The 13,279-nt window shown below is 35.4% G+C and carries 13 protein-coding genes; 9 read left to right on the top strand and 4 right to left on the bottom strand.

Annotated elements, in window-relative coordinates:
- The first annotated feature begins 19 nt into the window (after positions 1-19).
- Entirely contained in the window at positions 20-427 is a 408-nt protein-coding gene (locus tag DSM00_RS13930; protein ID WP_128758587.1) for a glyoxalase, read from the top strand.
- Between the two features lie 21 nt (positions 428-448).
- On the opposite strand, the gene DSM00_RS13935 is transcribed toward DSM00_RS13930, so the two are convergent.
- From DSM00_RS13935 to DSM00_RS13945, 3 genes are all read right to left on the bottom strand, one after another.
- Complete coding sequence (locus DSM00_RS13935) at positions 449-631, bottom strand: hypothetical protein (protein ID WP_128758588.1); 183 nt, start codon at positions 629-631, stop codon at positions 449-451.
- Positions 632-817: 186 nt separating this feature from the next.
- Positions 818-1,912, bottom strand: a complete 1,095-nt coding sequence (gene ychF, locus DSM00_RS13940; protein WP_128758589.1) for a redox-regulated ATPase YchF — start codon at positions 1,910-1,912, stop codon at positions 818-820.
- Between the two features lie 274 nt (positions 1,913-2,186).
- Positions 2,187-2,537, bottom strand: a complete 351-nt coding sequence (locus tag DSM00_RS13945; protein ID WP_128758590.1) for a 4Fe-4S dicluster domain-containing protein — start codon at positions 2,535-2,537, stop codon at positions 2,187-2,189.
- Positions 2,538-2,707: 170 nt separating this feature from the next.
- Here DSM00_RS13945 and DSM00_RS13950 point away from each other — a divergent pair, with 170 nt between their 5' ends.
- The 6 genes from DSM00_RS13950 (at position 2,708) to DSM00_RS13975 (ending at position 7,897) form a co-directional block, all read left to right on the top strand.
- The gene (locus DSM00_RS13950) at positions 2,708-3,769 is read left to right on the top strand and encodes an acyl-CoA reductase (protein ID WP_128758591.1); all 1,062 of its coding nucleotides are present in this window, start codon (positions 2,708-2,710) and stop codon (positions 3,767-3,769) included.
- A 185-nt stretch (positions 3,770-3,954) separates the two neighbouring features.
- On the top strand, positions 3,955-5,019 hold the full coding sequence (gene serC, locus DSM00_RS13955) for a 3-phosphoserine/phosphohydroxythreonine transaminase (protein ID WP_128758592.1): 1,065 nt from the start codon (positions 3,955-3,957) through the stop codon (positions 5,017-5,019).
- Between the two features lie 74 nt (positions 5,020-5,093).
- Positions 5,094-6,044, top strand: a complete 951-nt coding sequence (locus tag DSM00_RS13960; protein WP_128758593.1) for a D-2-hydroxyacid dehydrogenase — start codon at positions 5,094-5,096, stop codon at positions 6,042-6,044.
- A gap of 126 nt (positions 6,045-6,170) precedes the next feature.
- Positions 6,171-6,806 (top strand): DUF937 domain-containing protein, encoded by a 636-nt coding sequence (locus DSM00_RS13965; RefSeq protein WP_128758594.1) that lies wholly within the window; start codon positions 6,171-6,173, stop codon positions 6,804-6,806.
- A gap of 93 nt (positions 6,807-6,899) precedes the next feature.
- Entirely contained in the window at positions 6,900-7,331 is a 432-nt protein-coding gene (locus DSM00_RS13970; protein WP_128758595.1) for a DUF6146 family protein, read from the top strand.
- A 41-nt stretch (positions 7,332-7,372) separates the two neighbouring features.
- Positions 7,373-7,897, top strand: coding sequence for a DUF6787 family protein (locus tag DSM00_RS13975; RefSeq protein ID WP_128758596.1), 525 nt, complete (start codon positions 7,373-7,375; stop codon positions 7,895-7,897).
- Between the two features lie 53 nt (positions 7,898-7,950).
- On the opposite strand, the gene DSM00_RS13980 is transcribed toward DSM00_RS13975, so the two are convergent.
- Entirely contained in the window at positions 7,951-9,477 is a 1,527-nt protein-coding gene (locus tag DSM00_RS13980; RefSeq protein ID WP_128758597.1) for an NAD(P)H-hydrate dehydratase, read from the bottom strand.
- Positions 9,478-9,810: 333 nt separating this feature from the next.
- Here DSM00_RS13980 and thrA point away from each other — a divergent pair, with 333 nt between their 5' ends.
- The gene (gene thrA, locus DSM00_RS13985) at positions 9,811-12,249 is read left to right on the top strand and encodes a bifunctional aspartate kinase/homoserine dehydrogenase I (RefSeq protein ID WP_128758598.1); all 2,439 of its coding nucleotides are present in this window, start codon (positions 9,811-9,813) and stop codon (positions 12,247-12,249) included.
- Positions 12,250-12,334: 85 nt separating this feature from the next.
- Complete coding sequence (locus tag DSM00_RS13990) at positions 12,335-13,264, top strand: homoserine kinase (protein ID WP_128758599.1); 930 nt, start codon at positions 12,335-12,337, stop codon at positions 13,262-13,264.
- Positions 13,265-13,279 lie beyond the last annotated feature (15 nt).

Consider the following 13,279-nt stretch of genomic DNA (forward strand, 5'->3'; position numbering starts at 1 on the left):
ATTTTAGAAAACTTCTTTTATGAAAACTCGAGACACTCAATTAATCGACATTAGACCAGAAATACCTTCTGCTAAAATAAATGATCAAATGAGTGCCGAAGAGCATTTTCAAAATGCAACACTCAGACCGATAGCAAAACTTCAAAATGATTTATTGGTAGAAGCGTTTAGAAACTATATTACAAAACATAAGAATGTCTATTATGAGCTTACGGTAGAAAAACGTATGGCTTACATAGAAAATGCAATACAGAAGGATATTAAATTTAGAAATAGTTTAAAAGGTATGCTAATTGGTCAATTTACTCTTGATGAATACCGAACTTATATTCAGAACTCTTCGGCATTAAATAAGCGTATGATGAATTTGGTACGCGAACGTATACAAAGCAATATTCAACTGCTTGAAAAGGGAATAGCGGTTTAAAATCACTTAGCTAAATATATTTTATACTGAATAAAGTAAGATACCTCCAATAATCGCAAAAGCGAGAGCGGCATAGGTTACATTTTTCCATTTCTGAGATATTATGTCGCTTTTATAAACTCCATAAAGACCCAGTGGTGGAAATAAAATCAATAAATACCCCACTATATAGTTATTATACCATTTTGGTTTGGCTTCCATCATTTGAGAGTTTTAATTATTCTTATTGAATTTAAAGTTTTTTTTTAGATTCTCTTTCCCAATCTGGACTATTCTCTATAATTTAATGAGATAGATTAAGTTAAGAACCCGTAAATTAATCTACCAGATATAAAAAATCCCTCTAAACAAAGTCTAGAGGGATTTTTTATAAGTGTAAGCTTGTAGCTCTTAAACGTTAAATAAGAAGTGCATCACATCACCATCTTTGACAATATAATTTTTTCCTTCTACACCCATTTTACCGGCTTCTTTCACTTTAGCTTCGCTACCAAATTTTACAAAATCTTCATAGCCTATAACCTCTGCACGTATAAATCCTTTTTCAAAATCGGTGTGAATCACTCCTGCAGCCTGTGGCGCAGTAGAACCTATATTAATTGTCCAGGCACGTACCTCTTTTACACCTGCAGTAAAATAGGTTTGTTGCTTTAGTAATTTATAAGCAGCACGAATTAATTTAGCCGAACCCGGTTCATCAAGACCTATATCTTGCAAAAACATCTGGCGCTCTTCATAATCATCTAGTTCTGTAATATCTGCTTCGGTACCTACGGCGAGTACAAGAACTTCTGCCTTTTCATCTTTTACAGCTTCGCGTACTTGCTCTACGTATGCATTGCCATTTACGGCAGAACCTTCATCTACATTACATACATACATTACCGGTTTATCTGTAATAAATTGTAATGGCTTTACATATTCCGCGTAATCCTCATCAGAAAACTCAATAGCACGTATAGAAATACCCTGCTCCAATGAAGTTTTGATTTTTATTAAAACAGTCTCTTCTTTTTGAGCATCTTTATTACCAGTACGGGAAGCTTTCTTTACTTTTTCAAGCTTCTTCTCTACTGTTTCAAGATCTTTAAGTTGTAACTCAATATCTATCGTTTCTTTATCTCTAACAGGATTTACGCTATTATCAACGTGAACAATATTATCATTATCAAAACAGCGTAATACGTGTAGAATAGCGTCAGTTTCTCGTATGTTTCCTAAAAACTGGTTACCTAGACCTTCACCTTTACTTGCTCCTTTAACTAATCCTGCAATATCAACGATATCTACAGTCGCAGGTACTACACGCTCAGGATTTACCAATTCTTCAAGCTTTAAAAGTCTTGGATCTGGTACATTAACCACACCTACATTAGGCTCTATGGTACAAAAAGGAAAGTTTGCACTTTGTGCCTTAGCATTTGACAAACAATTAAAAAGAGTTGATTTACCAACATTTGGTAATCCTACGATACCTGCTTTCATTACTATTATTTTTGGAGGCGCAAATATAGGAAGCTTCTATATATTTCAGGACTATACTGAGACAATAATTAGCAGATGTTTACACTCTGGATTTTAAAGCAACATTTATGGTATTCCCTCCTTTTTTAAAGTGCTATTACATTATAGAATGGCACTTAAAACTAAGGAATTATATAAATAGCAGGAAGATCACAGCTGTTAGCCATTTAATTTAAACCTAAAGGCAAAAAAAAAGCCCGGCAATTGCCGGGCTTTTTTTTAAAAATTTTAGTTTCTATTTATGATGCATAAATGCTTGTTTTGCAAGCAACTCCTCTTCAGATTCTACGTGGTTATCATCGGGCACACAGCAGTCTACAGGACAAACTGCAGCACATTGTGGCTCTTCGTGAAAGCCCATACATTCAGTACATTTATCTGGAGCTATGTAGTAAACCTCATCACTTATTGGCTCTTGAGTTTCTTCTGCATCTACTTCTTTACCATCTGGTAAAACAACTTTTCCTTCAAGGTCTGTACCATCTGCGTAACGCCAATCATCTGCACCTTCGTAAATTGCAGTATTAGGACATTCTGGCTCACAAGCCCCACAGTTAATACATTCATCAGTTATTATAATTGCCATAGTATAATCGTTTTCTTATCCGTAATTTTGCCTTAATACTTATAATTGGTCGTAAAATTACAAATCAAATGTAAGATTTAAGTTTATCAGTAATACACCTTTTAACGGGTATTATGTTTTAATATCAACGTACAAAATTAAGGTCTGCCCTTAACTCTACCAAACCATTTATGGATTTAAACCAAAGAATTACTGCATTCTCAAAGCTGGGTCTTTTTTTAACCGATTTTCTTTCAACGGAAGATAAAAATGAATTAGCCTTAGCTAATACGGAACGTTTACAATTAGAATTTTCTGAAGTACTTGTAGCTGCTGAGCGCAAAAATGCCTGGTTTACCCCGGCAAACTTAAAACTTGCTCTTACCGGCTGGGCAGAATCACTTTCAGTGGATAATTTGAACAACTGGATTTCTGCATATTCTTTTTCCGAAAGAAGCCTATCAAAAAAAGTAGCTGTGATTATGGCTGGAAATCTTCCGATGGTGGGATTTCACGACTTTTTGAGTGTCCTTATAAGTGGACATTCGGTATTAGCAAAATTATCATCAGATGATAAATTAATTCTTCCATTTCTTGCTAAAGTATTAATAGAAATAGAACCTCAATTTGAAACTAAAATTGAATTTACAGAAAGTAAGTTAACCAATTTTGATGCGGTCATCGCTACGGGAAGCAATAACACTGCGCGTTATTTTGAATATTATTTCAAGAATAAACCTCATATCATCCGTAAAAACAGGAATGCTGTTGCCGTACTGCAGGGAACAGAAACCACCAACCAACTAGAAAAATTAGGAGATGATATCTTTAGATATTTTGGTATGGGTTGCAGAAGTGTCTCCAAACTTTTTGTCCCTAGAGATTACAACTTCGATGCCTTTTATCAAGCTATGTTCACATACAAGGACATTGTAAATCATCACAAGTATGCTAATAATTACGATTACAATAAAGCTGTCTATTTAATGAGTTTATTTCCTATACTCGATAATGGATTTCTTGTATTAAAAGAAGAAGAAACATTCTCCTCTCCTATCTCGGTAGTATTCTATGAGCATTATGAAAATATTGATAGTTTACAAAAACAATTGAAAGAAAAAGAGGAAGAAATACAGTGTATAGTTGCATCTGGTTTTGATCAAAAAGAAGTAAACTTTGGACAGTCGCAAAAGCCAAAACTTAATGATTATGCCGATGGTGTAGATACCATTGCATTTTTATTAAAAATATAGATAATATAAACCTATAAATTATCAATTTATTAAGTTGTTTTCTTAAGGTTTTAGGCATCTTTGCAATGCTTTTTAAAGAGAACAAACAGTTATAAGAATGCATGTCGATTCTTCTAGATTGTACTTTAAAATCCGTAATTTTTCGACTTCAAAAACATTGATAAAGCAGATCAAATATTCTATCCATGAAAAAACATAATTTCAGTGCCGGACCAAGTATTCTTCCACAAGAAGTGCTTAAACAGGCCTCTGACGCCGTACTTAATTTCAACAACTCAGGTCTTTCTCTTCTAGAGATTTCTCACCGTAGTAAGGACTTTGTAGATGTAATGGAAGAGGCTCGTGAACTTGCTCTTCAGTTGCTAGGCCTTGAAGGCAAAGGTTATAAAGCTTTATTTTTGCAAGGTGGTGCTAGTATGCAATTTGTTATGGCTGCATACAATTTATTAGAAAATAAAGCTGGATACTTAAATACAGGTACCTGGAGTGATAAAGCTATTAAAGAGGCAAAACTTTTTGGTGATGTTGTAGAAGTAGCTAGTTCAAAAGATAAAAATTTCAACTACATCCCTAAGGATTACGCTATCCCTTCAGGATTAGATTATTTACATATTACTACGAATAACACCATTTTTGGTACTCAATTAAAAAATATTCCTGCATTAGATATCCCACTAGTTGCAGATATGAGTAGTGATATTTTCTCTAGAGAATTAGATTTTACAAAATTTGACCTTATTTATGCTGGTGCTCAAAAAAATATGGGTCCGGCAGGTACTACTTTAGTAGTTGTGCGTGAAGATATTTTAGGCAAGGTTACACGTAAAATACCGGCAATGTTAGACTACACGCAGCATATATCTAAAGGCAGTATGTACAATACACCTCCTGTGTTTGCCGTTTACACTTCTCTATTAACGCTGAGATGGTTAAAAGAAAATGGTGGTATTAAAGGTGCTGAAGAAAACAATGATAAGAAGGCTACATTAATCTATTCTGAAATAGATTTAAATCCATTATTTACAGGATTTGCTGCTTTAGAAGATCGTTCTACTATGAACGCTACCTTTAATCTTACTGAAGATAATTTAAAAGAAACCTTTGATACTATGCTTAAAGAAGCTGGTATTAGTGGAGTTAATGGTCACCGTAGTGTAGGTGGTTATCGCGCTTCTATGTACAACGCCTTATCGCTTAAGAGTGTTGGTACGCTTGTAGATGTTATGAGCGAACTAGAGCGTAAAGCTTAAAAACAAGATTATTAAATAAGTGTAAATCTTATTACTAACACGTGCTTTAGTCACGTAAATTCTAAATAATAATGATGAAAGTTTTAGCAAACGATGGCATTTCTCAATCTGGCGTTGACGCTCTTAAAGAAGCCGGTTTTGATATCATTACAACAAAAGTTGCTCAAGAGCAGTTAGAAAATTATATCAACGAGCATAAAATTGATGCGCTTCTTGTACGTAGTGCGACTAAAGTGCGTAAAGAGCTTATTGACGCATGTCCTAGCTTAAAGCTTATAGGCCGAGGTGGTGTAGGAATGGACAACATTGATGTTCAATATGCAAAAGACAAAGGTCTTAGCGTAATAAACACACCTGCATCGTCATCTGCTTCTGTAGCAGAACTTGTTTTTGCTCATTTATATGCGGGGGTAAGATTCTTATATGACGCTAACCGTAATATGCCACTTGAGGGCGAGTCAAAATTTGGTGATCTTAAAAAGGCTTACGCTAAAGGTGTAGAATTAAGAGGCAAAACATTAGGTGTTATTGGTTTTGGCCGAATTGGTCAGGCTACTGCTAAAGTTGCCTTAGGAGCAGGAATGAAAGTTATATTTTCTGATCCTTATATGGACAAGGCTGAAGTTAAACTTGACTTTTTTGATGGTCAGGAAGTTACTTTTAATTTTGAAAGTAAGTCAAAAGAAGAAGTTCTTAGAGAAGCAGATTTTATCACATTGCACGTTCCTGCACAAAAGGAATATGTTATAGGTAAAGCAGAACTTGAACTTATGAAAGATGGTTCAGCTCTTATAAATGCTGCTAGAGGTGGTGTTGTTGATGAGATTGCACTTATTGACGCATTAGATTCTGGTAAACTTGCATTTGCAGGGTTAGATGTTTTTGAAAGCGAACCTAAACCGGAAATTCGTATTCTAATGCATCCAAAAATTACATTATCTCCTCACATTGGCGCAGCGACAAACGAGGCTCAAGACCGTATCGGAATTGAATTAGCAGAGCAGATACAAGCAATACTTAAATAATTTTTTTTATAAATATCTAACAAAGCCGAAAGAGATTTCGGCTTTATTTATTTTATCAAACCTTAAATTTCTGTTAAAAAACAAAAACACTTCTTATATTTAGGGTCTAACTATAATTTAAAAAAAATGGCGGGGTTATTAGATTTATTAAATAGCGATTTAGGAAAGCAACTTATAAGTGGCGCAAGTGCTCAAACGGGTGCTTCAGAAAATAAGACTGCAGAAGTCTTAAGTATGGCGTTACCGGTTCTTCTAGGAGCAATGAAAAAAAATGCACAAACTCAAGAAGGAGCTAGCGGTTTATTAGGTGCTTTAAGTAATAAACATGATGGTAGTATTCTAGATAATTTAGGCAGTTTACTTGGCGGCGGAGATGTCGATCAAAGTGTGATGAATGATGGTGCCGGAATATTAGGTCATGTTCTAGGTGGTAAACAACCGGTTGTAGAAAATACTCTCAGTCAGAAAACAGGTTTAGATGCCGGAACTATAGGACAAATACTAAAAATTGCCGCTCCTATTTTACTTGGCGTAATAGGAAAACAAACCAAGCAGAATGATGTAAATGATTCAAGCGCACTCTCTAGTATTTTGGGAAGTATGCTTGGAGGTCAACCCAAAAGAAATCAAAGTCTAATAGAAAGTCTTATCGATGCTGACGGTGATGGGAGTGTTTTAGATGATGTTGCAGGTATGGTTTTAGGATCTAATAAAAAAAAGGGCGGCTTAGGCGGAATGCTGGGTGGCCTTTTTGGAAAATAGATTTATCGTTCTGAATATAGATAAAGCCGCTTTTAAGCGGCTTTCATTTTGCTGAAAATTTGGCAAGAGTTTTGTAGCTTTAAAAGAAAAAGCATGAAAACATTTTTTTACTTTCTAGTCGCATTAGGTATCATTTACGGTTGTGCCAGCACGCAAACCGATAAAAAGATGGTTGGTGAAAATCCCACAGCTACAGAAAATGACACCGTACGTATAGCAAATGATAGTCTCGAATACGAGATTCTAATAATAGAACCGGGATTTAATACATTTCTCAATTCTATTGCCAGACCCGAAGGGTACTACTCTCAAAATTACTTAGAGAATAAAAATAAATTTCTTGTTATTGAGTATAATCAGCGTGTTAATCAACCTTTTCAATACAATCCTGAATTGTATCCTTTACAAATAAATTATGACGGTAATGTTGATTATGGTTACGATGTAAATTACAAATTGTATAATTACTTTGTCTTTTTTAGTAGAACCTACAATCAGCGATTTAGTGTACCTACTAGAATATAAATCCTCACTCTTGTTTAAGTTGGGAATACTATATTTGCGCCGTGAAAAAATTTAAAGAAAACTGGGAGATAACCCAAAACTGGCAACTATTTTATCCCATCTTCGGTATGCTCCTCGCGCTGGGTTCAGGACTATTAATAGCTTTTCGTTTTAGTGATTCTTTTGAATCAGGAACCATTAAACAACTTATTTTTATAGTTGTCGCAACGCTGGTACTAACCTATATTTTTATTAAAGTAAGTTTATTCTTTTTCAGTAAACTTAAAAATAGATGGCTTTTAGAGTATAGATGGGAGTTTATCGCAGTTTTTATTGTATTTGCAATCACCGGTTCAACCGCAGGAAGGATTTCAAGTCCTGTTATGGAGTTTATTGGCTTAGATTATGAGTCGATCTCGGGTTGGTTGTATTGGCCACTACGCATTATACTTATTTTCCCGTTATATCAAATTTTGCTGTTAATTGTAGCCTGGATTTTTGGACAGTATAAATTTTTCTACAGTTTTGAAAAGAAAATGCTTTCGAGAATGGGACTGGGTTTCTTATTTAAAAGTAAAACTGAATAAAACAAAAAAGCTCTGTAATTACAGAGCTTTTTTGTTTTATTCAGTAACAACTTCTATTTCTTTTCAGATTCCTGAGCAAAAAGATCGAGATAGGCCTGACCTAAAAACTCTACAATCATTCCTGCTGTGAGGCCTTCATACCCTGTATGATTTATTGCTATATCTCCTGCTCTTCCGTGTAGATACACCCCAAATATTGACGCCGAAAGCGGATCATATTGTTGCGCGATTAATCCCGTTATGATACCGGTAAGAACGTCGCCACTTCCTCCAGTTGCCATACCTGGATTACCAGTGTTATTCACATAATATTTACCTTCAAATACAACAATTGTATGCGCATCTTTTAAAACCAATATACACTTGTATTTATCTGAAAATGCTTCTGCTTTTTTGAGTTTTTCAAAATCATCACTCCAGCTTCCTATCAAACGTTCAAGCTCCTTAGGATGAGGGGTGAGCACCGAAAACTGAGGTAGCAACTCAAGTAGATCATTGTTTTCGCTAAGCATATTTAAGGCATCCGCATCTAAAACAAGTTGGCTTTCATTTTGTTTCAAAAAATTCTTTAACGCATCCTGGGTAGTCTTAGCCATACCTAGTCCCGGTCCTATACCTATGACGTCTGGTTGCAAATCAAATTTTATTTCTTCAAGAAAATCACCATTATGCCGATCTGTAACCACCATAATTTCGGGGGCTGCAGATTGCATTATAGGCATACCTTGGCGTGTTGTGTATGCTGTAACCAGTCCACTTCCACTACTCAAAGCTGCTTTCCCACTAAGTATTGCAGCACCCATTTTACCGTAACTACCAGCAATTATTAAACTGTGTCCATAGGTACCTTTATGGCTGAATTTTGACCGTGGCTTGTACATTTGTTTTGCTTCAGCCTTACCTATTAATTGTGCTTTTGTTTCTACAGAATTTAAGTAATTACGATCAAGACCTATATCTAGAACTTCCCAACTGTTGATATGTTTTCCGCCTTGCGGAAGGAAAAAAACAAGTTTTGGAGTTTGAAAAGTAAGCACCACCGTAGGCTTCAAGACCACTTCATCTTTTAAAAGTTGATCTATAGCCATTCCTGAAGGAACATCTATTGCGAGAACATATGCCCGACTTTCATTTATATGATTAAAAAGTTTTTGAACCCAGGAATCAGCAGGTCTGTTAAGCCCAATTCCAAAGATGCAATCCACTATTAAATCCTCCGGTTGAATTTCTGGGAAATCATTTTCGGATTTTATAAGTTGCGGCCAATTTTTAGTGCTGTTCTTTAATACAGATAATGCGTTAAGAAAATCTGTAGATCGTGATTCACTATAGTTAACTATATAGGTAACTACCGAATATCCATTCTCTATAAGATTACGTGCAATTACAAGTCCGTCTCCTCCATTATTTCCTGTACCACAAAAAATCTTGATATTCACCGGCTGATTTTGTAATCGCTGGTGTAAATAGTGGTAGGCATATCCTCCCGCACGCTCCATAAGATTAAAGGATGGAATGTGTTCTGCTTGTTCTGTTGCTTTATCTGCTGCGTAAATCTGTTCTTTACTAAGTATCTTCATAATATTTTGATGAGTCTTTTGAACAATTCGTAAGTATTGAAGTGATTTTAAGGTATTATTAATAAATAACCTTTTTAAAATCCTAAGGCTGCTAAATCCTCAAAAGTAACCGCTAAGCCTTGCCATTCAAGGTAAAAATAATACTTTTGAAAGCAACAGTTAATAGCTATGAAAGCAAATACTTGTATTACAAACTTCACAATTGCAACCCGTATTGGTTTTGCAACTGCTTTCATTATTACCCCTAGGGGTATTATATAAACATATAACTTCGTTTCTATTCGTGTTTACACGAAACCATCTCATATCTTATTCATATCAAACACAAAAGCCATGCGTGTTTTAAAATTTGGCGGTACTTCTGTAGGAAGTGTTGCAAACATCAACCAAGTAATCAGCATTGTTTCTAAAGCTGCTGAAAATCAAAAAATAGCCGTTGTAGTCTCTGCCTTAGGTGGTATTACAGATTTACTTATGCAATGCGGAATTGAGGCTAGTAAAAAAGAGGAATATGCTTCAATTTTTGAGAAAGTTGAACGTAAGCATCTTGACTTTATAACCACATTGGTCAAAGATGATGCTGAAGCACTTGCTGAAATTCAAAATCTTCTCAACGATCTAAAATCACTATTGCAGGGTATATTCTTAATTAATGAACTGTCCCCAAAAACTGTAGATAAACTCTTGGCATATGGTGAGATTTTATCTTCTACTATAATTGTAAGAGCGATGTATGCTCAGGGTCTTGATGCCACACGTAAAGATAGTCGGGATCTTATTACTACAAATGATAAGTACACTAAAGCCGGTGTCAATTATAAAGTAACAAATAGCCAGCTAAAATATTACTTTTCAAAAGCAACTCAAAAAATAACGGTTCTACCGGGTTTTATTGCTAGTTGTGCATCTGGAGAAACGACTACTTTAGGACGTGGAGGATCAGACTTTACTGCTGCCATAGTAGGCGCAGCTTTAAATGTGGAACAAGTTGAGATCTATACAGATGTAAGCGGAATGTATACCGCTAATCCAAAACTTGTAAAACAAGCAAAGCCTATAGACACAATATCTTATCACGAGGCGATGGAACTTTCACATTTTGGGGCTAAAGTGCTTTATCCTCCTACCATTGTTCCCGTAATGAGCAAAAACATCCCTATTCGTATAAAAAGCACATTGAATCCTGAAGAGCCCGGTACGCTTATTCAAAATCAAGTGGGAATTAACGAGAACCCTATAAGAGGTTTAAGCAACATTAACAATGTAGCTCTTCTAACCTTAGAAGGTGGCGGAATGGTAGGAATTCCGGGAATTAGCAAGCGCCTTTTTGAAACTTTAAGCAATCAAGGGATAAACATTATCCTAATAACTCAAGCTTCAAGCGAACATAGTATTTGCTTAGGAGTAATGGAAGAGGATGCAGGAAAGGCTAAACTTGCAATTGATGAGGAATTTGAGTATGAGATTTCTCTGAATAAAATTGACCCGCTTACAATGGAAATTGGTCTTAGTATAATTGCTCTTGTAGGAGACCAAATGAAAAGTCATCAGGGAATAAGCGGTAAAATGTTTAGTACATTAGGTAAAAACAACGTTAATATCCGAGCTATAGCACAAGGTGCTAGTGAAAAGAACATATCTGCTGTCATTGCCCAAAAGGACGTTAAGAAAGCTTTAAACAGCTTACACGAGCGTTTCTTTGAAGCACAACGTAAACAATTAAACTTATTTATTACCGGTGTTGGTAATGTAGGTGAACGATTGCTAAAACAAATAGAGCAACAACAAGACTATTTAAAAAAGCAACTTAATATTAATATGCGTGTTCTGGGACTAAGCAACTCTCGTAAAATGCTAATTGATGAAAACGGAATAGATTTATCAAACTGGAAGGCTTTGCTAGAAGAGGGAACGCCGGTAACACTTGATTCTTTTCATAGCGCTGTAGTAGAGTTAAATCAGCGTAACAGCATTTTTGTTGATATTACAGCAAATGCGGATGTTGCAGCAATGTATGGCAAGTACCTCAAACAAAGTATTGCGGTAGTGGCTTGTAATAAAATCGCTTGCTCCTCAGATTATGATAAATACAACGAATTAAAACATTTAAGCAAAACATATAACGCTCCGCTCTTATTTGAAACTAATGTAGGCGCGGGATTACCTATTATAGATACATTAAATAACCTCATCGCATCTGGAGATCGTGTAAAACGTATCCAAGCTGTATTATCGGGCAGTTTAAATTTTGTATTTAATAAATTTAAATCTGGTGATAGTTTTTACGATGTTGTACAAGCTGCAAAAGCAGAAGGTTATACAGAGCCAGATCCTCGTATTGATCTTAGTGGTGTAGATGTTGCTCGCAAAATTTTAATATTGGCTCGAGAAAGCGGACTCAAAATCAATTTAGAGGATATCACTAATGATCCGTTTTTGACCCAGAACAACCTAGAAAGTACAGATGTTCCTCATTTCTTTGAAACATTAAAAGAAGATGCAGCTCATTTTGAAAAACTGGTTGCAGATGCAGAAGCTAAAAATCACCGTTTAAAATATGTTGCTCAGCTAGATAATGGCAAAGCAAGCGTAGGCTTACAGAGCGTACCTGAGGGCCATCCTTTTTACGATTTGAAAGGCTCAGACAATATTGTTTTATTTTTTACTGAACGTTATCCAGAACAACCTATGCAAATTAAGGGTGCAGGTGCAGGAGGAGATGTAACCGCTTCTGGACTTTTTGCAGATATAATTAGAACTGCAACATTCTAAAATCATAATTCTCAAAGTATAGCTAAGAAAATTGAATGCGTATTCAATTTTCTTAGTTTTCTTCTTCAATCTTGAAAACAAAACAATGAACGAAATACGGGTTTTTTCTCCGGCAACTGTAGCTAATGTAAATTGTGGATTTGACGTTTTGGGTTTTGCTCTTGACGGTCTTGGTGATGAAATGGTACTACGAAAAGTACCCGAAAAAGGAATTAAAATCACTAAAATAACCGGTGCAGATTTACCTTTTGAACCTAAAGAAAATGTTGTGGGTGTTGCAGGATTAGCTATGCTAAATTCACTTGATTTAGATTTTGGTTTTGAAGTTGAAATACATAAAAAAATTCGTCTTGGAAGCGGAGTTGGAAGTAGTGCCGCAAGTGCTGCAGGTATCGTTTATGGCATAAATCAATTTCTGGAAAGACCTATTTCAAATTTAGAACTCACAGCTTTTGGAATGAAAGGTGAAGCAATTGCAAGTGGCAATGAACATGCAGATAATGTTGCTCCTTGTGTGTATGGTGGCTTTACTTTAATCACAGGTTATTCCCCTTTAAGTATAGTTTCATTACCAGTTCCTGATGATCTTTATGTAACAATAATTCATCCTCAAATTACAATCAAAACCAAAGAAGCTAGAGCGATTTTACCTAAGCAAGTTTCCTTGCAAAATGCTATAAAACAGTCCGGAAATTTGGCCGGATTAATAGCCGGACTTTACACAGAAGATTATGAACTAATCGCATCGAGTACTCAAGATGTTTTGGTAGAACCGTATCGCAAAAATCTAATCCCAAATTTTGATTTCTATAAACAAACCGCACTCGAAAATGGTGGTATTTCTTTTGGAATTAGCGGTTCTGGACCTTCAATGTTCACCTTATGTAAAGGTGTTAAAGATGCTGGTAATGTAGAAGTTGCATTAACAAATGCATTGAAATTAAAAAATATGCAAGGAGATAGTTATATATCGCCAGTTTCGAAATTTGGAAATCGAATTCTAGAGCAAAAATAACAATCAAAAAAGTAG

The organism is Leeuwenhoekiella aequorea, assembly GCF_004104375.1.
GTDB classification, from domain to species: Bacteria; Bacteroidota; Bacteroidia; order Flavobacteriales; family Flavobacteriaceae; genus Leeuwenhoekiella; species Leeuwenhoekiella aequorea.

Excerpts from the sequence above, each read along its gene's own strand:
- DSM00_RS13930 (WP_128758587.1), top strand. The coding sequence starts at position 20 with ATGAAAACTCGAGACACTCAATTAATCGACATTAGACCAGAAATACCT.
- DSM00_RS13935 (WP_128758588.1), bottom strand. The coding sequence starts at position 631 with ATGATGGAAGCCAAACCAAAATGGTATAATAACTATATAGTGGGGTAT.
- ychF (WP_128758589.1), bottom strand. The coding sequence starts at position 1,912 with ATGAAAGCAGGTATCGTAGGATTACCAAATGTTGGTAAATCAACTCTT.
- DSM00_RS13945 (WP_128758590.1), bottom strand. The coding sequence starts at position 2,537 with ATGGCAATTATAATAACTGATGAATGTATTAACTGTGGGGCTTGTGAG.
- DSM00_RS13950 (WP_128758591.1), top strand. The coding sequence starts at position 2,708 with ATGGATTTAAACCAAAGAATTACTGCATTCTCAAAGCTGGGTCTTTTT.
- serC (WP_128758592.1), top strand. The coding sequence starts at position 3,955 with ATGAAAAAACATAATTTCAGTGCCGGACCAAGTATTCTTCCACAAGAA.
- DSM00_RS13960 (WP_128758593.1), top strand. The coding sequence starts at position 5,094 with ATGAAAGTTTTAGCAAACGATGGCATTTCTCAATCTGGCGTTGACGCT.
- DSM00_RS13965 (WP_128758594.1), top strand. The coding sequence starts at position 6,171 with ATGGCGGGGTTATTAGATTTATTAAATAGCGATTTAGGAAAGCAACTT.
- DSM00_RS13970 (WP_128758595.1), top strand. The coding sequence starts at position 6,900 with ATGAAAACATTTTTTTACTTTCTAGTCGCATTAGGTATCATTTACGGT.
- DSM00_RS13980 (WP_128758597.1), bottom strand. The coding sequence starts at position 9,477 with ATGAAGATACTTAGTAAAGAACAGATTTACGCAGCAGATAAAGCAACA.
- thrA (WP_128758598.1), top strand. The coding sequence starts at position 9,811 with ATGCGTGTTTTAAAATTTGGCGGTACTTCTGTAGGAAGTGTTGCAAAC.
- DSM00_RS13990 (WP_128758599.1), top strand. The coding sequence starts at position 12,335 with ATGAACGAAATACGGGTTTTTTCTCCGGCAACTGTAGCTAATGTAAAT.